Origin of the sequence: Acinetobacter sp. YH12117 (genome assembly GCF_013418865.1) — a bacterium.
Lineage (GTDB): Bacteria > Pseudomonadota > Gammaproteobacteria > Pseudomonadales > Moraxellaceae > Acinetobacter > Acinetobacter indicus.
Map to the genome: position 1 here is coordinate 208,763 of NZ_VPBF01000001.1, position 22,877 is coordinate 231,639.

At 45.0% G+C, this 22,877-nt stretch carries 20 protein-coding genes; 7 read left to right on the forward strand and 13 right to left on the reverse strand.

Annotated elements, in window-relative coordinates:
• The 6 genes from ispC to rimO all read right to left on the reverse strand — a co-directional run bounded on the left by ispC (window position 1) and on the right by rimO (window position 5,539).
• Window positions 1-1,197, reverse strand: coding sequence for a 1-deoxy-D-xylulose-5-phosphate reductoisomerase (gene ispC / locus FTU55_RS01030; RefSeq protein WP_005177604.1), 1,197 nt, complete (start codon window positions 1,195-1,197; stop codon window positions 1-3).
• A complete protein-coding gene (locus FTU55_RS01035) occupies window positions 1,198-2,022 on the reverse strand; it encodes a phosphatidate cytidylyltransferase (protein ID WP_016658203.1) in 825 nt (274 codons plus the stop codon). It abuts the gene before it with no gap.
• Window positions 2,023-2,025: 3 nt separating this feature from the next.
• A complete protein-coding gene (gene uppS, locus FTU55_RS01040; RefSeq protein ID WP_005177599.1) occupies window positions 2,026-2,778 on the reverse strand; it encodes a polyprenyl diphosphate synthase in 753 nt (250 codons plus the stop codon).
• A gap of 6 nt (window positions 2,779-2,784) precedes the next feature.
• Window positions 2,785-3,339 carry a ribosome recycling factor gene (gene frr, locus FTU55_RS01045; RefSeq protein WP_005177597.1) on the reverse strand — a complete coding sequence of 185 codons (555 nt, stop codon included), beginning with the start codon at window positions 3,337-3,339 and terminating at the stop codon, window positions 2,785-2,787.
• Window positions 3,340-3,418: 79 nt separating this feature from the next.
• The gene (gene pyrH / locus FTU55_RS01050; RefSeq protein ID WP_005177594.1) at window positions 3,419-4,147 is read right to left on the reverse strand and encodes a UMP kinase; all 729 of its coding nucleotides are present in this window, start codon (window positions 4,145-4,147) and stop codon (window positions 3,419-3,421) included.
• A gap of 48 nt (window positions 4,148-4,195) precedes the next feature.
• Window positions 4,196-5,539: a 30S ribosomal protein S12 methylthiotransferase RimO gene (gene rimO, locus FTU55_RS01055; RefSeq protein WP_005177586.1), complete on the reverse strand. Its 1,344-nt coding sequence runs from the start codon at window positions 5,537-5,539 to the stop codon at window positions 4,196-4,198.
• 350 nt (window positions 5,540-5,889) lie between these two features.
• Between rimO and glnL the strand changes: the two genes are divergently transcribed.
• Window positions 5,890-6,999, forward strand: coding sequence for a nitrogen regulation protein NR(II) (glnL, locus tag FTU55_RS01060; RefSeq protein ID WP_016658204.1), 1,110 nt, complete (start codon window positions 5,890-5,892; stop codon window positions 6,997-6,999).
• Window positions 6,986-8,461, forward strand: a complete 1,476-nt coding sequence (gene glnG / locus FTU55_RS01065; RefSeq protein ID WP_005177581.1) for a nitrogen regulation protein NR(I) — start codon at window positions 6,986-6,988, stop codon at window positions 8,459-8,461. The genes glnL and glnG overlap by 14 nt, the downstream gene beginning before the upstream one ends.
• 51 nt (window positions 8,462-8,512) lie before the next feature.
• On the opposite strand, the gene FTU55_RS01070 is transcribed toward glnG, so the two are convergent.
• Window positions 8,513-8,848: a hypothetical protein gene (locus FTU55_RS01070; RefSeq protein ID WP_005177579.1), complete on the reverse strand. Its 336-nt coding sequence runs from the start codon at window positions 8,846-8,848 to the stop codon at window positions 8,513-8,515.
• Window positions 8,849-9,024: 176 nt separating this feature from the next.
• On the opposite strand from FTU55_RS01070, the gene FTU55_RS01075 reads away from it, so the two are divergent.
• A complete protein-coding gene (locus tag FTU55_RS01075) occupies window positions 9,025-9,918 on the forward strand; it encodes a LysR family transcriptional regulator (protein WP_180045886.1) in 894 nt (297 codons plus the stop codon).
• Window positions 9,919-10,097: 179 nt separating this feature from the next.
• Here the strand turns inward: FTU55_RS01075 and map are convergent, their stop codons facing one another.
• The gene (map, locus tag FTU55_RS01080) at window positions 10,098-10,892 is read right to left on the reverse strand and encodes a type I methionyl aminopeptidase (RefSeq protein WP_016658207.1); all 795 of its coding nucleotides are present in this window, start codon (window positions 10,890-10,892) and stop codon (window positions 10,098-10,100) included.
• Window positions 10,893-11,235: 343 nt separating this feature from the next.
• Here map and brnQ point away from each other — a divergent pair, with 343 nt between their 5' ends.
• Together brnQ and FTU55_RS01090 are read left to right on the forward strand one after the other, a co-directional pair.
• On the forward strand, window positions 11,236-12,528 hold the full coding sequence (brnQ, locus tag FTU55_RS01085; protein WP_180045888.1) for a branched-chain amino acid transport system II carrier protein: 1,293 nt from the start codon (window positions 11,236-11,238) through the stop codon (window positions 12,526-12,528).
• A 488-nt stretch (window positions 12,529-13,016) separates the two neighbouring features.
• Window positions 13,017-13,262 carry a hypothetical protein gene (locus FTU55_RS01090; RefSeq protein WP_016658209.1) on the forward strand — a complete coding sequence of 82 codons (246 nt, stop codon included), beginning with the start codon at window positions 13,017-13,019 and terminating at the stop codon, window positions 13,260-13,262.
• A gap of 85 nt (window positions 13,263-13,347) precedes the next feature.
• Here the strand turns inward: FTU55_RS01090 and FTU55_RS01095 are convergent, their stop codons facing one another.
• Window positions 13,348-13,809 (reverse strand): hypothetical protein, encoded by a 462-nt coding sequence (locus tag FTU55_RS01095; protein WP_005177567.1) that lies wholly within the window; start codon window positions 13,807-13,809, stop codon window positions 13,348-13,350.
• A 116-nt stretch (window positions 13,810-13,925) separates the two neighbouring features.
• On the opposite strand from FTU55_RS01095, the gene FTU55_RS01100 reads away from it, so the two are divergent.
• Window positions 13,926-14,783 (forward strand): alpha/beta fold hydrolase, encoded by an 858-nt coding sequence (locus tag FTU55_RS01100; RefSeq protein WP_168416415.1) that lies wholly within the window; start codon window positions 13,926-13,928, stop codon window positions 14,781-14,783.
• Window positions 14,784-14,882: 99 nt separating this feature from the next.
• Here the strand turns inward: FTU55_RS01100 and FTU55_RS01105 are convergent, their stop codons facing one another.
• Window positions 14,883-16,403 (reverse strand): transporter associated domain-containing protein, encoded by a 1,521-nt coding sequence (locus FTU55_RS01105; protein ID WP_180045890.1) that lies wholly within the window; start codon window positions 16,401-16,403, stop codon window positions 14,883-14,885.
• A 993-nt stretch (window positions 16,404-17,396) separates the two neighbouring features.
• On the opposite strand from FTU55_RS01105, the gene FTU55_RS01110 reads away from it, so the two are divergent.
• Window positions 17,397-17,861: a MarR family winged helix-turn-helix transcriptional regulator gene (locus FTU55_RS01110; protein ID WP_005177561.1), complete on the forward strand. Its 465-nt coding sequence runs from the start codon at window positions 17,397-17,399 to the stop codon at window positions 17,859-17,861.
• Window positions 17,862-17,884: 23 nt separating this feature from the next.
• Here FTU55_RS01110 and FTU55_RS01115 read toward each other — a convergent pair whose 3' ends face one another.
• From FTU55_RS01115 to FTU55_RS01125, 3 genes are all read right to left on the reverse strand, one after another.
• Window positions 17,885-18,553, reverse strand: a complete 669-nt coding sequence (locus FTU55_RS01115) for an SOS response-associated peptidase (protein ID WP_005177558.1) — start codon at window positions 18,551-18,553, stop codon at window positions 17,885-17,887.
• A gap of 68 nt (window positions 18,554-18,621) precedes the next feature.
• Entirely contained in the window at window positions 18,622-20,064 is a 1,443-nt protein-coding gene (locus FTU55_RS01120) for an aldehyde dehydrogenase family protein (protein ID WP_180045892.1), read from the reverse strand.
• Window positions 20,065-20,199: 135 nt separating this feature from the next.
• Window positions 20,200-22,365 carry a malate synthase G gene (locus tag FTU55_RS01125; protein ID WP_180045894.1) on the reverse strand — a complete coding sequence of 722 codons (2,166 nt, stop codon included), beginning with the start codon at window positions 22,363-22,365 and terminating at the stop codon, window positions 20,200-20,202.
• Window positions 22,366-22,877 lie beyond the last annotated feature (512 nt).

Below are 22,877 nucleotides of genomic sequence, written 5' to 3' on the forward strand. Positions count from 1 at the left end.
TTAGCTTCCTGTCTGAATCACACACTGCTGTGCAAAAGCACGGGCATTCTGGTCTGCCTGAAGAATGGTTTCAATTGAATCTGCGGCGCGATTGGCCAGATGATTCAGGGTCTGTTCAACAATTTCTGGAATCTGGGTAAACCCAAGCTGGTTTTGCAAGAAAGATGCCACTGCAATTTCATTGGCCGCATTTAGCAAGGTCGGTGCAATACCACCTGCCTGCATGGCCTGACGCGCCAGCTTTAAGGCCGGGAAACGCGTGGTGTCCGGTGCCTGAAAATTCAGCTGTGAATGGATAAATAAATCCAGCGGCGGAACATGCGTCTGCAGACGTTCCGGCCAAGCCAACGCATGCGCAATTGGCGTACACATATCCGGATTACCCATTTGCGCCAAAGTTGTTCCATCGACATATTGAACCATGGAGTGAATAATACTCTGTGGATGCACCACCACTGTAACAAATTGTTCTTTTACTGCGAACAAATGGCAGGCTTCAATCAGCTCCAGACCCTTGTTCATCAGGGTGGCGGAATCGACGGAAATTTTTTGACCCATAGACCAATTGGGATGTTTACAGGCTTGCGCCGGGGTCACACTGTGTAACTGTTCCAGACTATGATTTAAAAATGGCCCACCCGATGCGGTCAGCAGAATCTGCTGCACACCCAGTTTTGGTTGACCATTACGCTCGACCTCAAAATAGTTTTGCGGCAGGCACTGGAAAATTGCATTGTGTTCGGAATCGACCGGCAATAATAAAGCGCCATGATCACGCGCTGCCTGCATCATCAGGTCACCGGACATCACCAGAGCTTCTTTATTGGCCAGTAGCACGCGCTTACCGGCCTGCACTGCGGCCAACGTTGGCATTAAACCTGCGGCACCAACAATTGCCGCCATCACCACATCCACTTCAGGATGTGAAGCCACAGCTATTAAACCAGCTTCATCACAGAGGATTTCAATATCGGCAAGATTGGCCTGCTGTAACAGCTGTCTTAAGGAATCGACCTGTGCAGCAGGTACCACGGCCACTTTGGGATGAAACTGTTTGCATATTTCAACCAGCTCAGCAATACGACTGTGAGCCGTTACGGCATATACCGAATATTTTTCAGGATGTTGTTGCAGTATTTTTAAGGTGCTTTGACCAATTGAACCTGTAACACCCAATATACAAACAGCTTGTAACATCTATAAATCTACGCCAATAAGTTTCAGTACATACATGCTTGCAGCAAAGATTGGAGCCGCTGCGAGCAAGGAGTCAATGCGGTCCAGCACTCCACCATGTCCTGGCAGAATACGACCAGAGTCTTTAATTCCGGCACGGCGTTTGATCATGGATTCAAACAGATCGCCCAGTACCGAACTAAACACGGTTATCATGGACAGAATCAGGAATAAAATATGTTGGGTCAGGCTTAAGTCCAGATAGACAATTTCTACAAACAGCACAATCAGGATGGCGGTAAACACGCCACCATATAAACCTTCCACCGATTTGTTTGGACTGACATGTGGTGCCAGTTTCTTTTTACCAAACTTGCGTCCGACAAAATAAGCGCCAGAATCTGCACCCCAAACCAGCAGGAACAGATACATCAGCCACCACGGTGAATGGGTCCAGACCACATAAATGGCAGTCACGGCGGCAGAAATGAGCACAAAGCCAATAAAGTTCAGGCTTGGATTGTACCAGCCATCATATTCAGGATAGGATTTCACCCAATACAGGCTGAGCAGCCAGGTTAAAATCGAGGCTGACCACAGCAATAACGCAATATCACTAAAATATAAAGCAAGCGCGGAAAGAGCGGCGGTCACCAGACCATAACCCCAAGCCATGGGCTTGATGACATATTTTGTTGTTCTTGGCATGAGTTTGAACCACTCATAGCCCGCAACCCCTGCTGCAAAAATCATCAGCACAAACATTGGATAATGGGACTGAGTTGCAAACATACAGCTCAGCACCACAGCGACCAATACCAATGCGGTAATTATCCGCTCTAACATGTATTAATTCTCAAGTTTCTCTTGTTGGATTTGCTCTGAAGTTTTTCCAAAGCGACGTTCGCGTCCTGCAAACACATGAAACGCATCATCCAGCTCTTCCACACTAAACTCTGGCCACAAGGTCGGAGTAAAGTACAGTTCGGCATACGCGGCCTGCCAAAGCAAGAAATTGGACAGCCGATAATCACCACCCGTACGAATCAACAGGTCCACAGGCGGTAAATCGCCCAGGCACACATATTGACCGAACAGCGTGCTATCAATCTGTTCCAGCGCGACTTTATTGGCCAGCACATCAGCCGCAATCTGTTTGGCTGCTTCTGCCATATCCCACATGCCACCATAACTGATGGCAATGGTTAAAGTCATGCTACTGAACTTAGCAGTCCTTTGTTCAGCATGCAACATCAAGTCACGTAGATGTGGGGATAAACGGCTGCGATCACCAATAAAACGCAAGGCAATCTGGTATTTTTCCATGCGCGGCATTTGCTCATGAATCGTGTCTTCCAGCAATTGCATGAGTAAATCAACTTCATATTGCGGACGATTCCAGTTTTCACTTGAAAATGCAAAAACGGTGAGTGCCTGAATGTGTTTGCTGCGACAATAGTCAACAATCGGATCTAGAATATTTTTACCTTCACGGTGACCGTCGCCTTTTTGCAATTGATTTTTCTTGGCAAAACGGTTGTTGCCATCCATGATGATGGCAACATGTTTTGGAAGCGTCTGACAGTCTTCAGATGTGGTCATCGACAATTAGACCTTCATCAACTCAGCTTCTTTAGCAGCCAAACGCTTGTCGACTTCAGCAACATATTTGTCGGTGATTTTCTGGATATCATCACCTGCACGACGTTCATCATCTTCAGAAATTTCTTTTTCTTTCAACAATGCTTTGATATCGCCCAAGACGTCACGACGGATGTTACGAATCGCCACTTTGGCATTTTCCGCTTCAGAACGCGCAACTTTCTGCATGTCTTTACGGGTTTCTTCGGTTAAAGCTGGTAGCGGCACACGAATCGAATCAGCGGTAATCGGGTTCAGACCGAGGTCAGACTCACGAATCGCCTTGTCAATTGCAGACACCATGGTACGTTCAAATGGCTGTACGATTAGAGTACGTGAATCTTCAACACCCACGTTCGCCACCTGGTTTAACGGCACATCTGAGCCATAGTAAGGAACCATCACACCGTTTAAGATTGATGGATGGGCACGGCCGGTACGAACTTTGGCAAAACCTTGCTCCAAAGACTCCAAAGTCTTTTGCATACGCTGTTCGCTGTCTTTTTTAAGATCGTTAATCATATGATCTTCCTTACTTAATTCTTAAAGATGTAATTACTAAAATAGCGTGTAGTATAAAGAGCTTTCAGGCCCACGTACATTAGTTCGTAACGTGAGTTCCTTCTTTTTCACCCATAACCACTGAAAGTAAAGCACCGGCTTTATTCATATCGAATACCTGTAACGGTACATTGTGGTCACGGCATAAGCAGATTGCGGTTAAATCCATCACGCCGAGCTTTTCATCTAACACCTGATCGAACGTCAGGGTGTCATATTTCACCGCATCTTCGTATTTGCTAGGATCTTTGTTATAAACGCCATCTACCTTGGTGGCTTTCAGAATCAGATTGGCTTCAATTTCAATACCACGCAAGCAGGCTGCCGTATCTGTGGTAAAGAACGGGTTACCTGTACCGGCAACGAATACGCACACTTCACCTTGAGTTAAGTGGCGAATTGCATCACGGCTTGAATAAGATTCTACAACGGTACCAATTGGCAGTGCTGAAAGCAGACGTGTTTTAATGTTACGGCGTACTAAAGCATCACGCATGGCCAGACCGTTCATCACAGTCGCCAGCATACCCATCTGGTCACCAGTCACACGACCGACCAGACCGTCTTTTTGTAACTGGCTGCCACGGTACAGGTTACCGCCACCAACCACGATACCCACTTGCACACCCAGACCGACTAGGTGCGCAATTGCCAAAGACATCTGATCAAGGATTTGGGCATCAATCCCCATATCCTTGTTACCCGCCAGTGCCTCGCCTGAAAGCTTCAGCAAAATACGTTCATAACGTGGCTTTTTAGAATCCAACATCATCAAACTCCAAAGTATTTAATTTAAATTTTTTCTGTATATCAGTACTTAAGCAGATTTGATCGCAATCAGCTTGGCAAATAAATCGTATTCATCTGCATCGGTAATTTCGACTTCAAGCAAATCGCCTGCTTTAATTTTTGACTTGTCGATATCTTCAACAAACACGTTACCATCAATTTCAGGTGCATCTGCATAAGAACGCGCAACGGCAACCGGGAATTCTTCTTCCAGATCATCCACCAGCACAGTCATGGTCTGACCAATACGTTTTTGCAGTTTTGCGGCTGAAATTTCCTGCTGCACCTGCATGAAACGTTCATAACGTTCCTGCTTGATTTCTTCCGGCACATGGTCTGGCAGATCATTCGCGGTTGCACCTTCAACCGGTGAATAAGTGAAGCAACCGACACGATCCAGCTGCGCTTCTTTCAACCAGTCCAGCAACATCTGGAAGTCTTCTTCAGTTTCACCCGGGAAGCCAACCACGAAGGTGGAACGAATCACCAGATCCGGACATTTTTCACGCCATACATTTAAGCGCTCTAGTGTATTTTCACTGTGCGCCGGACGTTTCATCAGTTTCAGGATTTTCGGACTGGCATGCTGGAATGGAATATCCAGATACGGCAAGATTTTACCTTGCGCCATCAGGTCAATCACAGCATCGACGTGCGGATAAGGATAGACATAATGCAAACGGACCCAGATACCCAGCTGGCCCAGGGCTTCACACATGTCATAGAATTTGGTTTTAACCGGCTGGCCGTTCCAGAAATCTAGCTTGTATTTGGTATCCACACCATAAGCTGAAGTATCTTGAGAAATGACCAGAACTTCTTTTACACCAGCACGTTTCAGCGCTGCGGCTTCTTCCAGAACAGAACCGACCGGACGGGAAACTAAATCACCACGCATGCTCGGGATGATACAAAAAGTACAACGGTGGTTACAGCCTTCTGATATTTTCAGGTAAGCATAATGTTTCGGGGTTAAACGGATCCCCTGTTCTGGCACCAGATCAATAAACGGATTGTGCTTTGGTGGCTCCGGCACATACTGATGCACGGCATCCATAACTTCTTCATAGGCTGCTGCACCAGTCACTTTTAAGACATTCGGATGCATTTGACGAATCTTGTCTTCGTCTTTACCTAAACAGCCAGTCACAATGACGCGACCATTGGCATTCATGGCTTCGCCAATGGCGTCTAAAGACTCTTGTACTGCAGATTCAATAAAACCACAGGTGTTAACCACGACTAAATCAGCACCGTCATAATCCGATGCGACATCATAACCTTCAGTCTTTAACTGAGTTAAAATTCGTTCAGAATCTACCAATGCCTTAGGACAACCTAAAGAAACAAAACCGACTTTGGGGGACTTCATGAATCTGCGCTCCACTAGAATGCGCGTATTGTATGACTTTTCTGGCCATAAAAATAGAGAAATAGCCCACTCTTTGCATAATGCACCAAAATACAACCACTAAAGCCGGCTTATACACAATATTGCACCATTTTGATTCACTTTTGGTTTACAGCACTGGCGTTATCCGCTATACCTGAATCAACCCGTCCATTTCAGCGCATTTTTCTCATAAATTGGCTTGATTTACAGGAATTTGAACAAAGTTGGCGTGCATTTTGCTTAATTTGCATCATTAACGTTCTTAATTCAGAAACCTATTGCTTTATGAAGATGCCATTGCGCTATTTTAATACAGGATGCCACCGCTAATGGATCAAAGCCCGGCTATCGACTATCGCCTTTTAGTGGACAATTTGACCACTGCCATTTTACTGGTTGACAGCAACCTGAATATTTTTTACCTCAATTCCTCTTGTGAGGCGCTGTTTGATATCAGTTTATTGCGTGCTGCCGGACAGCCGGTAATGAATTTACTGCATCTCCCGACCGATGAATTTAATACCTACGAAGCGCTACAAAATACCTTAAGCACCGGACAGCCTTATACCCGCCGTGAAGCTACCATTAATGTCAACTTTAAAGACATTCATGTCGATTACACCGCTTCGCAGCTGAATGCCGGCAAAAGCTATCATCCTTTATTGCTGATTGAACTGAATCCGATTGACCGGATGCTGAAAATTTCCAAAGAAGAAAATCTGATTCAACAGCATCAGGTGGCGCGGCAGCTGGTGCGCGGCGTGGCGCATGAAATTAAAAACCCGCTGGCCGGCATTCGCGGTGCAACCCAGCTACTGGCGCGCAGTCTGAATGACTCTCAATATGCAGAGTTTACCGACATTATTATTAATGAAGTCGATCGGCTCAGAAATCTGGCCGATACCATGCTCGGTTCACGTCAGTTACCAAGCTATGAACTGGTCAATATTCATGAACCATTGGAACGCGTGCGCTCGCTAATTGCCAACCAGACCAAGAAAAAAGTCAAAATCATTCGAGATTATGACCTGTCGTTGCCGGAAGTCATGGCGGATCGTGACCAGCTGATTCAGGTCATGCTGAATATTAGCGTCAATGCGGTACAGGCCATGATGGAAAACAAGGAATTCTTTGCAGAACATCAGCCCGAACTGATTTTAAGAACCCGTATTCAGCGCCTGGTCACCATTAATGGCGTGATTCATCGCTCGGTGGTACGGATTGATATTGAAGACAACGGCCCCGGTGTGCCGGAAGAAATTATTGAATCGGTGTTCTATCCGCTGGTTACGGCGCGCGCCAAAGGCACCGGACTGGGCCTGAGCATCGCACAGAATATTATGCATCAACACAACGGAATGATTGAGTGCCAATCTGTTCCAGGAAAAACAATATTTAGCTTATATATACCTTGGGAGTCTAACCATGTCGCGAAATAAAATTTGGGTAATTGATGATGATCGTGCCATGCGCTGGGTACTGGAAAAAACCTTCAAGGAAGAAGGTTTTGACGTCACCAGTTTTGAAGAAGCCCAATCTGCCCTGGAGCAACTGGGTGTCGATGCACCGGATGTAATCCTGACCGATATCCGTATGCCGGGTATTGATGGCCTGACCTTCCTCGGTAAAGTCAAAGCCAGCTATCCAGATTTACCGGTGATTATCATGACTGCACATTCGGATCTGGAATCTGCAGTGTCGAGCTATCAAACTGGTGCCTTTGAATATTTGCCAAAACCGTTTGATATTGATGAAGCGCTAGCGCTGGTGAATCGTGCCATTTTGCATATCACCAAATTACAGCAACAGGAATCAGCCAAAACCGCACAGCCCATTCAGTCGACCGAAATTATTGGTGAATCACCGGCAATGCAGGAAGTATTCCGTGCCATTGGCCGTTTATCGCAATCGCATATTACCGTACTGATTAATGGTGAATCGGGTACCGGTAAAGAACTGGTGGCACATGCCCTGCATCGCCATTCACCGCGTAGCAGCAAACCGTTTATTGCGCTCAACATGGCCGCCATTCCGAAAGACCTGATTGAAACCGAATTATTTGGTCATGAAAAAGGTGCCTTTACCGGCGCCAACACCCAGCGTCAGGGCCGTTTTGAACAAGCCAATGGCGGCACCTTGTTCCTGGATGAAATTGGCGATATGCCATTTGAAACCCAGACCCGTTTATTACGTGTTTTAGCCGATGGTGAATTCTACCGTGTTGGTGGCCATATTCCGGTGAAGGTAGATGTGCGTATTGTTGCTGCAACGCACCAAGATCTGGAAAAGCTGGTACACGAAGGCCGTTTCCGTGAAGACTTGTATCACCGTCTGAACGTGATCCGGATTCATATTCCCAAACTGGCGCATCGTAGTGAAGATATTCCAATGCTGGCGCAGCACTTCCTGGCGCGTGCCGGTAAAGAGCTAGGCGTGAGTCCGAAAATCTTGCGTCCGGAAACCCAGGAGTATATGCAGCAACTGCCTTGGCAAGGCAACGTGCGCCAGCTGGAAAACACCTGCCGCTGGTTAACTGTCATGATTACCGGCCGTGAAGTCTATCCGGAAGATTTACCTTCGGAACTGAAACAGATTCCAATTGAAAAATCAGGCGATGTACCGTCCAATCTGCATTTAGACCGCGTCTCGATCCATCACTGGGATGAGCTGCTAGGTCAATGGGCCGTACAGAAACTGAAAAACGGCGAAATGAAAATTCTGGACATCGCCACACCGATGTTTGAACGCACCCTGATTAATGCCGCGCTGCAACAGACCCGTGGCCGCAAACGCCATGCCGCTGAACTGCTGGGCTGGGGACGTAATACCCTGACCCGCAAGCTGAAAGAACTGGGCATGGACAGTGCTGATGATGATGTCGAGGAAGAAATTGAAGGCTAAACCAGCCTGATCTTTATGATAAAAAATAAGCTCCTTCGGGAGCTTGTTTTTTTAATTGGATTCCGGCACAGCAATGCCGATATAACGTGATAAATCCTGCACGCCCAAATCGGTGCGAATGATCAGATAATGCGGAAAGCTGGCTGTGGTCAGTTCCTGAAACATATTGAGCTGATCATCATGTGCGTGAATTTCATCGACACTACGCGCCATGGTTGCTTCAAATACATCGGCAATATATTCAAAACCCAAATCCAGCGCCACAAACAGCGTATGCTCACAGGGCTGAATATACTGCTCTTGTGACCAGTCAATAATCGCCTGCTGGCAGCAAGGACAAATCACGTTGGCATCGGCATCGGGCTGTTGAATCAGTTGATAAGACATGTATTGATCATCTCATGGACTTTATCCTTAGTGTAAAGGATTTGTAGCCATAACTTAAGCTCGCCACGCATCACAAAGGCGAAAAGAGACGCTGCAAAAACCGCACAAATCAAATTGACAGCCCAGAACAATCATAATTTAATCTGCTTATCGTTGCATAAATGGAATAACTACACATGCTTTCGGACCTCGATGATTTTTACTGCTTTGCCCAGGTGGTTGAGCATGGCGGTTTTAGCGCCGCAGAACGTGCAACCGATATCCCCAAATCCAAACTGAGCCGCCGTGTGCACAATCTGGAAGAACGTTTGGGCGTGCGCCTGATTCAGCGCAATTCCCGCCATTTTGCCGTAACCGATATTGGCATGAACGTGTATCGACATGCACAGGTGATGGCCAATGCAGCACAGGCAGCGCATGATCTGGTTGATCATCTGAGTATTCAGCCGCGCGGCCTGATTAAAGTTAGCGTGCCGGTCTCCATTGCCCAGAATGAAATGTCCAGAATTCTGCCGGAATTTTTAAAGACCTATCCGGAAATTAAAGTCCAGCTTCTGGTCAGTAACCGCCGGGTTGATCTGATTAATGAAGGGATTGATCTGGCCTTGCGTGTACGCAGCAATCTGGATGATGATCCGAATCTGGTGATTCGTACCTTTGAAACCATTGAACAGCATCTCTTTGCCAGTCAGGCCTATTTAAACCAGCACGGCGACCTGAAACAGCCGGAAGATCTGGCCAAGCATCATATTCTCAGTATGGCTGATGATCATGTCGATCAGCATATTGTGGTCTATGATGAACATCAGCGGCAGAAGAAAATTAAAGTCAACCCGACCGTAATGGGTTCGGATCTGATGCTACAGGCACAACTGGCCCGTCAGGACTGTGGGATTGCCCTGCTCCCGGACAATATTGTGGAGCCCTATATTCAGTCAGGCGAACTGGTACGTGTGTTACCGAACTGGCGTGCGCCGCACGGGGTTTTTCATGCCGTGTATCCATCCCGTCGCGGGCTATTACCGGCAGTACGGGTGTTTATTGATTTTCTGGTGGAAAAACTGTCATAGCGTTAAAGCCAACTCTCAAATTTCAGGCAAAAAAAAGCTTATCCAGGGATGGATAAGCTATAAAAACTAGAAACTACAGCAGGAATCTATAAATACATAATATGTACAAAAGACAGCATTAACAAATAGCTAATTTATATCACTTAATACTTTTAAAGTATAAATAAGCCGTTTTATAGCTAGATTTCCGGGTATTCTCCAGTACCTTCCGGCCACGGCGACAGCACTTCAAAGCCGGTTTCAGTCACGGCAATCATATGTTCCCACTGTGCAGAAAGTGATTTATCGGTGGTCACGACGGTCCAGCCATCATTGAGCTCTTTGACTCTGGAGCCGCCGGCATTGACCATCGGTTCAATCGTGAACACCATACCTGGCTTGAGTTGTAGCCCCTGACCCGGCTGGCCATAGTGCAGTACACTTGGCTGTTCATGATAAATTTTACCAATACCATGCCCGCAATATTCACGCACCACTTTATAGCCGGCCTGCTGCGCGACAGTTTGAATTGCATGACCAACATCGCCTAAAGTCGCACCCGGTTTCACCGCATGAATCCCTGCGACCATTGCCGCATAGGTGGTTTCCACCAGTCTTTTCGCTTCTGGCTTGATCGTGCCAACGTAATACATGCGACTGGTATCGCCGTAGTAGCCGTCTTTAATTACCGCGACATCAATATTGATAATATCACCATCTTGGAGCACAACCGACGCAGATGGAATACCATGACAAACCACTTCATTCGGTGAAATACAGGTGGTTTTGGTATAACCACAATAGCCGACATTGGCCGGAATCACCTGCAAGGTATTGACAATATAGTCATGGCACAGGTCATCTAGATATTCAGTGGTTACACCCGGCTTGATATGCTCCCCGATCATCGCCAAAACCTGAGCAGCCAAACGACCTGAAACACGTAATTTTTCTAAATCCTGCTCGGTTTTAATCGATACGGCAGACGCTCTCATGCTTAAAATCCCCTATGAAACATTTGCTTAGTATAGTCCTTTTCAGTGACTTTTGTTTGATCACAAGCGGTTCCATCTGCCACAAACCCACTACTGCTTAAATATTCAACAATTAAAAACCTTTATATTTATTGACTGTTTTTTCAAATTTATCTTTTGATATTTAACAGTTTTCATCTTTTAAAAATTAAATCAACGATATAGTTTCACTGATTTTTGACAACCCGATCAATTTCCCACGCCAAGATATAAAAATAATTCATAAGATTTATAAAATAAATTAGCCAAAGCAGTTGCCATGTTCTAGAATCGCTTTCTTTTGTTTAACCGATCTATCTCCCTTATGACGAGTTTACGTACACGGGATATTATTGCCTTAGGTTTAATGACCTTTGCACTATTTATCGGTGCCGGCAATATTATCTTTCCGCCTATTGTTGCACAGCAGGCAGGTGAACACGTTTGGTTAGCAGCTTTCGGCTTTTTAATTACAGCCGTGGGCTTGCCGGTGTTGACCATTATTGCCCTGTCTCGTGTAGAAGGTTCGATCCAGCTTTTAAGTTCGCCACTGGGCAAAGCAGCCAGTCTAATTTTGACCGTGGTGTGTTATTTAGCGGTAGGCCCTTTATTTGCCATTCCCCGTACCGCAACCGTTTCTTATGAAATTGGTTTCTCTTCTTATTTTGGTGCAGCTCCGAGCAGCTTGCTGATTTACAGTCTGATCTACTTTATTGTGGTGACTATTGTTGCGCTGTATCCCAACAAGATTCTGGATACGGTGGGTTATTTCCTGTCGCCCCTGAAAATTTTATCGTTAATTATTCTGGGTGTTGCAGCAACGTTCATTCCCGCGGGTCATATTCCGCCAGCCATTAATAACTATATCAACAGTCCAGTCTCTGAAGGTTTCGTCAATGGTTATTTAACCATGGATACCCTGGGTGCCTTGGTATTTGGTATTGTGATTATTAATGCCATGCGTTCGCGTGGGGTCAGCGATAAAAAGCTGATGACCAAATACGCCATGATTGCCGGACTGATCTCTGGTATCGGTTTAACCCTGGTGTATTTAAGCCTGTTCAAACTGGGCTTGGGCAGTCATGAAGTAGCACCGAATGCAACCAATGGCGCAGTGATCCTGCATGCCTATGTGCAACATGCTTTTGGTGACTTAGGTTCCCTGTTCTTAAGTGCCATGATTTTCATTGCCTGTATGGTAACCGCGATTGGCCTGACCTGTGCCTGTGCAGAATACTTCTCGCAAATTACCCGCATTAGGTATCGTACTTGGGTATTTGTATTAGTCGGTTTCTCGCTGGTGATTTCCAACCTCGGTCTGACCAAACTGATTGCACTCTCAGTGCCGATATTAAGTGCGATTTATCCGCCTGCGATTGTAGTGATCTTACTGGGCTTTTTCTGGAAAAACTTCCATTCTCCAGCGCGTGTAATTCGTCCGGTCACCGCAGTAGCCTTATTCTTTGGCGTGATTGATGGCTTAAAAGTGGCGGGGTTAGATGGCTTTTTACCAGAAGCTTTACTGAACTTACCGTTAAGCGCGCAAAACCTGGCCTGGCTGATTCCATCTACCATTGTCCTGCTGATTTGTATTGTGATCGACAAGGTTAAACACTAAGCCTTAACCCGAGTCGTTAAAGTCTGGTTTTACCCAAACCCGATTTTAAATTGCTCAATAATGGTCAAGTTTTACCCAAACTGACTCTTATTGTGTCACTTTCTTTCAGTCTGGTTTAGCTCAATCTTGCTCAACTTCCAGGTCAATTGAAGTAAGCTCATCCACTTTCGCTTCTCCTCATTCTCTGAAACCTTCAATTCAGCGCAATGCTGCTCTTTACCCTCTTTTTGCATACCTTCTACCAAAGCCTAATAGCTGCCCTATTGTTAAGCTGGCATAAATAATGCTACATCTTTACTCACTTCTTTACAGTGATGCCCTAATATTCCGTAAATAAATGAACTGAATTTGAGCATTTATTTATACACACTATGTTCTTTCAAAATATTGCGATAGGCGCTTGAAATACACTGCAATTCGCAGTACAACTAAACAAACTAATCCGATCAAAATAGTCTGTTTTTGATCAAAATACAGGAGGGATGGAGATGTTATCATTACATTTCAATAAGCAAGTCTTCATTAACGCTCTGAAGGCAAATAACAATTTAGTAACTTTCCTCAGCACCACCTTTGCACTGCTGCTGACGCTGGTCTTTCAAGGATTGATTCAGGGTAACCTGAAACCGGCATACTTTATCTACGCACTAATCGTCTGTATCGCCTTCTATATTTGGGCTGTGGTCGATGAAAAATATCGACAGCCGGCTCCCATTGATCAGCACAACTCTTAATTTTTAACCGACCCAGATGGATGAGCCTTCATCCATCTGCTCAGAATGAGAAAAATAGCTTTTTATACTGCTTGGCAACACACCCTTAAGCCCATAAATATAATCCCGCACCCACCACCAGTAGCAAGGTGGCCAGCACTTCACCCAGTACCAGCAGTAACATCGCCAGACTCATTAAACTTTTTGGCAGATGCCATTTGCCCAACTGATGCGGAGTTTTAAACTGATTGGTGGTGTCCTTTAAATAACCATGCAGCGCATAGCTCAAGATTGAAAAAGCAAAGAAAAACAGGTTAATTGCCACCAGCAATAAATTCAGCTCTGTTGACCACACCGAAAAATAAGCCATAGCCGCCAGAATCAGACTGGCCGGCGCATAGAGCAAACTGCTACGATGCGCAATATCGACATAATAATGAGCACGCGCCTGCGGTGAATGCCGAATCTGCCAATATTTCCACACCCCAGTCAGCATGCCCACCCATAAAAATATACCGCTGGCCAGAATCGCCCCTTTCACCGCAACATCAAGATCCATTGCATTCATTTCGTTTTGTCCTTATTTGAATTGCCTTACTGCATGACCCCGAAGTCAGAGATTGCAACCGCATTCACAGCAAACTCCTTTACATTAGAGTCATTCACTTTTTTAATATTCATCCTATGACTTCGTTTGATCCCGTCCATATCACCTGCGCAGATGGCTATCAGCTGAGTGGCCGCTTCTATACCCATCAGGCTGAAAAGCAGCCTTACCCAGTTCTAATTTGTCCCGCCACCGGTATTACTCAAGGGTTTTATCATCCTTTTGCCGAGTGGTTAAGCCAGCAAGGTTATGACGTGCTCAGTTTTGATTTTCGCGGTATTGGCGGCTCTTTACAAGGGAAATTAAAGCACTCGCAAGCCAGTATTGTCGATTGGGGACAACTGGATATTGCAGCCGGTATCGAGCATGTATTGCAACTCAGCCAGGCCGAACAGGTGATTTTATTGGGACATAGTGCTGGCGGCCAGCTGCTGGGGATTTGCCCCAACCATGCCAAGGTAGCCAAAGTTGTAGCGGTATCGGGTTCGACTGGTCATGTCAAAGGTCTTAAGGGACGCACCAAATTACTGGCGCCGCTGATGTTTCAGGTCATTTTCCCAATTGCTCGTATCACCCATGGATATGGCCCGACCCAGGCTATTGGTATGGGTGAAAATTTACCGAAAAATGTGGCCCGGCAATGGGCAGAGTTTTGCGGCAAACCCGGTTATGTGATCAATGCTATTGGTAAAAGTGTATTTGAAGATTTTCATGCTGACATCCGTAGCCCGATGAGCGTACTCTGGAGTTCCGATGACGAAATTGCCACTGAAGCCAACGTCAAAGATTTACTGCGCCTTTATCCCAATGCTCCTACCCGGATGATTGAACTAAAACCACAGCAGTATGGTCATAAAACAATTGGTCATATGCTGATGTTTAAACGCTCTCACCAGAACCTGTGGCCGGTGATTGCGGCCGAGTTACGTATCTAAAACTGCAACTCTCTTGAAAAAAGATGAGCTTTAAATAAACACCAGAACAGAAAAAGCCCCACATCAGTGAGGCTTTTTTGATTTACCAACTTTTGGCAATTAAGCGTAGGTAATCATCACGGTTTTAATGCGGTTACCTTCCAGCTCGGTGACTTCAAAGTGTACGCCCTGATAGTCCAGATGCGTACCGACTTGTACATCGCCCTGGGTTTTATCCAAGATTAAGCCGGCAACACTAATATAGCCTGCATCTTCTTCCACCAGATCCAGCATACCCAGTTCCAGCTCAAGCTGATAAACGTCCAGCATACCGGTCGCTTTCCAGGTGGTCTCGTTAACACGGATTAAATCTGGCTGTTCATCGGCATCCGGGAACTCACCGGCAATCGCTTCAAACACATCCAGCGGCGAAATCAGACCTTGCACATTACCAAACTCGTCACTCACCAATACCAATGAACCTTTTGAAGTACGCAAAGTATTGATCGCATCAATGACTTTCATTTTTTCAAAAATGTAAATTGGACGGTGACGTTTCACCAGCGCCTTAAAGGCTTCTTCATCATCCAGCACATCCAGTAGCTCTTTGGCACGAACAATACTGATAACTTTGTCGAGGCTACCACGACACACCGGGAATAAACTGTGCGGTACCGACAATACCTGCTCACGAATCTGTTCTTGTGTATCTTCAATGTTCACCCAGGAAATCTGGTTACGCGGCGTCATAATCGACGCAACCGAACGTTCTGCCAGCGTTAATACGCCGCCAATCATATAACGCTCTTCATGCGCAAAGGTTTCTTGTGCTTCGCTTGAATGCATGTCCGTAGTTTCAATACGGCCGCCCATTAACTTCAGAATCGAATCTGCAGTACGGTGACGCAGCGGAATTTTCGCTTCATGTTTTGCCGCATTACGCTGCCCAAACTGGTTAAAGGCTTCAATGGCAATGGCTACACCAATACCTGAATAGATATAACCTTTCGGAATGTGGAAACCAAAACCTTCTGCAATCAGGCTGATACCAATCAACAGCAGGAAGCTTAAACACAAGATTACCACGGTTGGATGACGGTTAACAAAGGCTGTTAGCGGTTTAGACGCCAGTAACATGACCGCCATTGCTACAATCATGGCGGCCATCATCACATAGATGTTGTCGACCATACCAATTGCGGTAATAACAGAGTCTAAAGAGAATACGGCATCCAGGATTACGATCTGGGCAACCACTGCGGTGAAGCTGGCATAAACCACATTGGTGGTCACTTTAACTTCCGGCTTGCCTTCCATCTTCTCGTGCAATTCGGTCACGGCCTTATAGACCAAGAACAAACCACCGAACAGGAGAATCAAATCCCGCCCTGAGAATGTTAAATCAAATATCGAAATAAGCGGTTGAGTCAAGGTGACTAACCAAGAGATTGCGAATAATAACCCCAAACGCATGAGCAAAGCCAAAGACAAGCCAATCACACGGGCTTTATCACGCTGCTCAGGAGGTAATTTTTCTGCCAGAATGGCAATAAAGACTAGGTTATCAATACCTAGAACAATTTCTAAAATAATAAGTGTTATTAAACCAACCCAAATTCCCGGATCTAATAAAAACTCCATTAGTTCATCTCTCCGATAGGGTTAGCGTGTAATTCGAAATGTAGACCTGGGCCCGGCGACGGATCCATAAATTTAACCTTTTCAACTGTAGATAAAAATATTATGCATAATCTTCTATTTTTGTAATCATTTTTTCGGAATTTTTTTGGTAAATTCCTGTATTGGTTAAATTAAGCCAAGTTTTCTGCTTAAAAAAAGTACAAGTTTGTAATTAAATTTCAGGTTTTATTAAAACTTCCAAAGAGAGATAAATGACTGCAATCAGAGCAAAAATCGGGGCTAGATTTCACAACTTAAATATAAATATATGATTTTTATTATTTTATTAAAAAATAAATTCCAAGATATTATTTTTCTATCTAAAAGACTCAAATTTCTAGTATTGAGATAAATGTAGCCCAGTTTTCAATTTGTTACTTTTACTTAAACGGTTTGAAAGTAAATCCTGAAGAAAGATAAGCAAGTCCCTAACCTCAATGCTTCACTCTTAACATCATCATCATGATCATTTTCATGCAAAAAATAACGAATAAAAATATATGACAATACAACAAATATACGTTTATCAAAGTGCTTCGCGAGAAAGGTGTAACGCCCTATCAGTCGCTATTTCAAGCAGAAAAAAACAGCCAATTAAGATCAAGTGAAAATGGTTGTTTTTTTAGGAGACAAGACCTTGGGGTGTTTTAGGCTGAATGATTGCTGGATAAAACCTTCATCCTCATTACTCATCTAAACCACTTTAAAAATACGCATCTTTAAGATGAAATACTGAAGTTTACACAGAAGATTGTGACCATTTATCAGGACTAAAATAGGGATGATCTCTCCCTAACTATCCCAGTCTAAGCCAGCTGATCTCCCGATAAAAACGCTTTGACTGAGCCTTTTATTGACGAATACGATTAAAACGACTTGCTAAGCATATGACATTTCAAATAAAATGTGATGGGATTTCACACAAATACAATTAAAAATGCAAGGAATAACTAAATGACCAAGAAATATTCCAAATTTCTGCCTTCTACTGAAGACTTCAATATTGAGCAGTTTCCTTATTACTGGGTAACCCAAGTCCATGCTCAATATGTGTTAAATGTCGATCATGCACTCAAGAAATATGGTCTGGATAACTCACGCCGCCGCATTCTGATTGCGCTAAAAGCCAAACCGAATGCCAGCGTTTCCGACCTGTCAGATATGGTGGTGTCAAAGATGTCGACCACCACCAAAATTGTCTATCGCCTAAAAGAAGAAGGCCTGGTGGAGACCTACTCCTGTGAAGATGATGCGCGCATCACCCGGGTTATTCTGACCGATCAGGGCCATGCCATGACCGAAAAAATTAACGATCTGACCGGTGTGGTACTGGAACAGTCCTTTGAAGGCTTAACCCCCCTACAGATTGAAAAAATGATGGACAGTTTGCGTCATATTTTTAATAACTTATCGCGTTAATCATCCAGCATTCTGCACACTGCTTATGACAAAGAATCGAAAAAGTTCAGTTGGGGACTAACTTTTTCGATTTTTATTTTTGGTACATGCGAGCATTCAAATTCTTCAACCGGAAAACCTTCGACAAAACGCTGAATATCCGGCTGAGTTTGACCAAGCCATTCCTGCAAACGTGCATGTGGAATCACAATTACCGAACGTTTGACATTGCCCGGCTCATGAAAGTCTTTCATCATTGGATGGTCAATTGCATCCATGGTAATCATGGTGCAGGAACGAATAATCTCATCCTGAATTTTGCAAATTTCATATAAAGCCGCAATATAAAATGCCTGCCCATCTTTACGGCGCACGCCCCAGCGCTGCGGTTTATTGTCAATATATTTGGACTCATAAAACTCCGTTACCGGAATGACCCCAAACTTGCGTTTCAGCACCGCTTCCTGAAAGCTGGGTTTCTGTAACAGGGTTTCATTACGGGCATTATAGGTTTTATGGGCAATGCTCTTATCTTCCGCCCATTTGGGTACCAAACCAAACATCACCTTACGCCATTCCAGTCCCTGTTCAGATTTGAACAGCAACGGCAAGTGATAGCCCGGATAGACCTCATCTTCATATTCAAAAGGAATATCCGGGAGATTTAAATCCTGTCGCTGTTGTGGCGTAAGCGGTTTAAAGTTGGCACACATAGCAATATGGCTGCTCAGTTTAGACAGCTTTATTATACGCCTTCAGGCGGTTAAGTTGCGCCTACGCTTTAACTAGGTAGCGTTAACCAGTGGGTGCGACAAAACTCCTCCAACACCCATTGACCATTAAAACGTCCCAGACCTGAATTTTTCTCACCACCAAAAGGTGCATTCGGATAATCGGCTACGGTAATGGCATTGATATGCGTCATCCCGACGTCAATCTTTAAAGCAAAAGCTTTGGCACGTTCAATATTGGCGCTACAGACCGCGCTCGATAAGCCAAAACGTGTGGCATTGGCCAGCATCAGTGCTTCGGCCTCATTTTGTGCTTTAATCACGGGCAGTACCGGCCCAAAACTTTCTTCTTGCGCCAGACTCGACGCCGGGTCAACATCAATAAAAATATGCGGTGGAATCACATGACCGCGCGTGGCACCTTGCAGTACCAGCGTCGCGCCAGCCTCTTGTCCTTGCTGGATAATATGCTGAATCTTCTGCACCTGATCGCGGTTAATAATTGGGCCAATCACTGTAGTATCTTCATTCGGATCACCAAAAGGAATGCTTTTACTGCGTTCAACCAATTTACCAACAAAACTGTCATGCACTTTTGCATCGACAATAATGCGGTTGGTACTCATGCAAATCTGGCCCTGATGCAAAAAGCGCCCCATCACCGCCAGTTCTACTGCCAAGTCCAGATCGGCATCATCCAGCACCACCAAAGGTGCGTTTCCGCCCAGCTCCAGCGCCAGCCGTTTTAAATTCGGGCTACCCACTGCCAATTGCCCTACGCGCTTGCCCACTTCGGTAGAACCAGTAAAGGAAATCAGTTTCGGCACTTCATGTTCAACAAAATAATCACCAATTTCACTACCTGCACCCGCCAGCACACTGAGGCTGCCCACTGGTGCACCGCCTTCTTCAAACAGTTTCGCCAGTAGCAGGCCACCGGTAATTGGCGTATCACTGGCCGGTTTCAGTACCACAGTGTTGCCCAGCGCCAGTGCTGCAGCCACCGAACGCATACTTAAATGAAAAGGAAAATTCCATGGGCTAATTACCGCCACCACACCCAGCGGTTTACGTACCGCATAGCTTTGACGGGTCGGATCGGGAGATGGTAGTTCCTGAGTTAACATGCGCTCCGGGAAAGTCGAGCTTTCTTTTAAAATGCCTATTGCTGCATCGACTTCAATATTGGCTTTTAAACGGGTACTGCCCGATTCCTGAATCAGCCAGTCGATAATTTCCTCCCGACGCGCCTGAATAATCTCAATCACACGCAGCAGCAGGTTTTTTCGTGCTTCAGCTGAACTGTCTGCCCACCTTGCAGCATACTCCAAAGCCGCCGCATAGGCACTGTCGACATCGACAATACTGGCACCTTGTAATTTTAAAATGCTTTCTTGGGTATAAGGATTCAGATTGTCCAGGATTCGGGTTGAAGTGCCCTTGATCCATTCACCAGCAATAAACTGTTGATCAAGAAATTGATACGCGCCCATAACATCTTCCAGATTTTGATGATTTCCCTCACTCTAAAAGGTCTGCACAGAAAGTTCTAGTGCTATTCGGTGTGTAATTATTGCCATAAAAAAAGCCTTCCGAAGAAGGCTTTTTTAGATCAGGCAAATTCAGGATTAGTCACCTGTATAGCCTTTTAATTTTAAACGTGCTGCGTGCAATAGCGGCTCGGTATAACCTGCTGGCTGCTCGCCACCTTTGAAGATCAGGTCAGACGCTGCCTGGAATGCAACGTTGTTGGCAAAGTCTGCTGCCATTGGCGTGTACAATGGATCGTTGGCATTTTGCTCATCCACAATTTTCGCCATACGTTGCATCACTTCTTCAACCTGTGCACGCGTGACGATACCGTGACGTAACCAGTTAGCAACGTGCTGAGAAGAAATACGTAAAGTTGCGCGGTCTTCCATAAGGCCAACATCGTTGATGTCTGGAACTTTCGAACAGCCCACACCCAGGTCAACCCAACGAACCACATAACCTAGGATACCCTGACAGTTATTTTCAAGCTCTTTCAGTTTCTCTTCGTCAGACCAGTTGGTGTCTGTTGCCAGTGGTGGCGTTAACAGGTCATCTAATGGCAGCGCTTCAGTCGCAAGCAGTTCCTGCTGACGGTTCGCGACATTAATTTGATGGTAGTGAATCGCGTGAACCACTGCACCTGTTGGTGATGGAACCCATGCACAGCTTGCGCCCGCTTCTGGATGTTCAGTCTTGGTTTTGTACATGTCTAGCAGCATGTCTGGTTTAGGCCACATGCCTTTACCAATCTGTGCTTTACCACGTAAACCGGTTTGCAGACCGACCATCACGTTACGGTTTTCGTACGCTGGGAACCATTTTTGGCCTTTGATTTCGCCTTTACGAACGAATGGACCCGCTTCCATGAAGGTATGGATTTCGTCACCAGTACGATCCATGAAGCCTGTGTTAATGAAGATGGTACGGTCTTTCGCCTGTGCAATACAGTTCTTCAGGTTCACAGAAGTACGACGTTCTTCATCCATGATACCAATTTTTAAAGTCTTCGCAGGTAAGCCTAGCGCCTGTTCAGCACGTTCAAACAACTCAACTGCAAATGCCACTTCTTCTGGACCATGCATTTTTGGCTTCACGATGTACATTGAACCTTTACGCGAGTTCTTGATCGTGTTTTCACCGCGGATGTCAGCCACGGTAAGCAGAGGTGTTACCAATGCATCCATGATGCCTTCATAAATTTCTTCACCATCGACCAGAATCGCCGGGTTAGTCATCAAGTGACCTACGTTACGAAGCAGCATCAATGAACGGCCATGAACCTTGGTTTCACCGCCTTCAACATTTTTGAAGGTACGGTCAGCATTGAGTTTACGGGTAATGGTTTTACCATTTTTCTCAATCGACTCTTCCAGTGTACCTTTCATCAGGCCTAACCAGTTACGGTAGCCTTCTACTTTTTCTTCAGCATCAACCGCTGCAACAGAGTCTTCCAAGTCTTGGATTGTTGTTACTGCAGCTTCAAGAACTACGTCTTTAACACCAGCAGCATCAGTTTGGCCAATTGGGCTGTTGGCATCAATCTGGATGATGACGTGCAGGCCGTTATTTTTCAGCACAACTTCAGTTGGTGTAGCCGCTTCGCCGTTATAACCGACAAATTTAGCAGCATCTGCAACAGTCGTAGTTGAGCCATCTTTCAGGCTAACAACCAGTGCATTGCCTTCAACCGCATATTTTGTTGCATCTGCGTGTGAACCTTGCGCCAACGGGAAAGTTTCATCCAGGAAGTTTTTCGCGAATGCGATAACTTTCTCACCACGTTTCGGGTTATAGCCTTTGCCTTTTTCTGCGCCATCTTCTTCAGAGATTACGTCAAAGCCGTATAGTGCGTCATATAGAGAACCCCAACGTGCATTGGCTGCGTTCAGGCAGTAACGCGCATTACGTACAGGGACAACTAACTGTGGGCCTGCCAGTAATGCAATTTCTTCATCTACATTTTCAGTCGTAATTTGAAAATCTTCTACTTCTGGTAATAAGTAGCCAATTTCAGACAAGAAGGCTTTGTAAGCTTCTAGTTCAAATGTGTTATTGCGATGCCATTCGTCAATCTTCGCTTGCAGATCATCACGTTTGGCAAGCAATGCCTTGTTCTTAGGCGTAAGGTCGACAACGACTTGCTCAAAGTTTTTCCAGTAGGTGTCACTGTCTAAACCAGAACCTGGTAATGCTTCATTTTCGATGAAATCGTAAAGTTCTTTAGCAATCGCTAACTTGCCTTTTTGAATACGTGCAGTCATTGTCTTTCCTGATATTGCTACTTTTTATACAAGAGATTCTAGTATACCGATTTATATTTGGCTGAATAGTATTATCACATTGCTAAATAGTGATCATTTTTTATTAAATAAATATTGCTATTTAAAAATAAAATAATCTTAGGATGTGACATTATCATTACGCGAAATATATAACCTACAGTGTATAAAGTTTTTGAAATGTCGGAATTAGACTTAAGTTCAGAATTGTAAAGAAAATTCGGCACTTCAGCCCTTCCGGGTTTTATTATTAGCCAAGATTAAGCCATGAATTGAACAAAATGTCGATAAAAGCAGCAAAGATTTTTTGCTACAAAAAAAGCGCCCGGTTGGACGCTTTTAAAATATGTCGAATTCAGTATTAAGATGTGTGATTCATAGACATCATTTCAATATAATTGGTGTCTATGAACAGAGAAATTCAACAAAGACTCGTATGGGTTAAATTATTTGAAGAGACCAATGATGCTGGCCTAGTCTGTCGGAGATGTGGC

Bases quoted from the DNA above. Each gene is read 5' to 3' on its own strand.
- ispC (WP_005177604.1), bottom strand. From the start codon at position 1,197: ATGTTACAAGCTGTTTGTATATTGGGTGTTACAGGTTCAATTGGTCAA.
- FTU55_RS01035 (WP_016658203.1), bottom strand. From the start codon at position 2,022: ATGTTAGAGCGGATAATTACCGCATTGGTATTGGTCGCTGTGGTGCTG.
- uppS (WP_005177599.1), bottom strand. From the start codon at position 2,778: ATGACCACATCTGAAGACTGTCAGACGCTTCCAAAACATGTTGCCATC.
- frr (WP_005177597.1), bottom strand. From the start codon at position 3,339: ATGATTAACGATCTTAAAAAAGACAGCGAACAGCGTATGCAAAAGACT.
- pyrH (WP_005177594.1), bottom strand. From the start codon at position 4,147: ATGTTGGATTCTAAAAAGCCACGTTATGAACGTATTTTGCTGAAGCTT.
- rimO (WP_005177586.1), bottom strand. From the start codon at position 5,539: ATGAAGTCCCCCAAAGTCGGTTTTGTTTCTTTAGGTTGTCCTAAGGCA.
- glnL (WP_016658204.1), top strand. From the start codon at position 5,890: ATGGATCAAAGCCCGGCTATCGACTATCGCCTTTTAGTGGACAATTTG.
- glnG (WP_005177581.1), top strand. From the start codon at position 6,986: ATGTCGCGAAATAAAATTTGGGTAATTGATGATGATCGTGCCATGCGC.
- FTU55_RS01070 (WP_005177579.1), bottom strand. From the start codon at position 8,848: ATGTCTTATCAACTGATTCAACAGCCCGATGCCGATGCCAACGTGATT.
- FTU55_RS01075 (WP_180045886.1), top strand. From the start codon at position 9,025: ATGCTTTCGGACCTCGATGATTTTTACTGCTTTGCCCAGGTGGTTGAG.
- map (WP_016658207.1), bottom strand. From the start codon at position 10,892: ATGAGAGCGTCTGCCGTATCGATTAAAACCGAGCAGGATTTAGAAAAA.
- brnQ (WP_180045888.1), top strand. From the start codon at position 11,236: ATGACGAGTTTACGTACACGGGATATTATTGCCTTAGGTTTAATGACC.
- FTU55_RS01090 (WP_016658209.1), top strand. From the start codon at position 13,017: ATGTTATCATTACATTTCAATAAGCAAGTCTTCATTAACGCTCTGAAG.
- FTU55_RS01095 (WP_005177567.1), bottom strand. From the start codon at position 13,809: ATGAATGCAATGGATCTTGATGTTGCGGTGAAAGGGGCGATTCTGGCC.
- FTU55_RS01100 (WP_168416415.1), top strand. From the start codon at position 13,926: ATGACTTCGTTTGATCCCGTCCATATCACCTGCGCAGATGGCTATCAG.
- FTU55_RS01105 (WP_180045890.1), bottom strand. From the start codon at position 16,403: ATGGAGTTTTTATTAGATCCGGGAATTTGGGTTGGTTTAATAACACTT.
- FTU55_RS01110 (WP_005177561.1), top strand. From the start codon at position 17,397: ATGACCAAGAAATATTCCAAATTTCTGCCTTCTACTGAAGACTTCAAT.
- FTU55_RS01115 (WP_005177558.1), bottom strand. From the start codon at position 18,553: ATGTGTGCCAACTTTAAACCGCTTACGCCACAACAGCGACAGGATTTA.
- FTU55_RS01120 (WP_180045892.1), bottom strand. From the start codon at position 20,064: ATGGGCGCGTATCAATTTCTTGATCAACAGTTTATTGCTGGTGAATGG.
- FTU55_RS01125 (WP_180045894.1), bottom strand. From the start codon at position 22,365: ATGACTGCACGTATTCAAAAAGGCAAGTTAGCGATTGCTAAAGAACTT.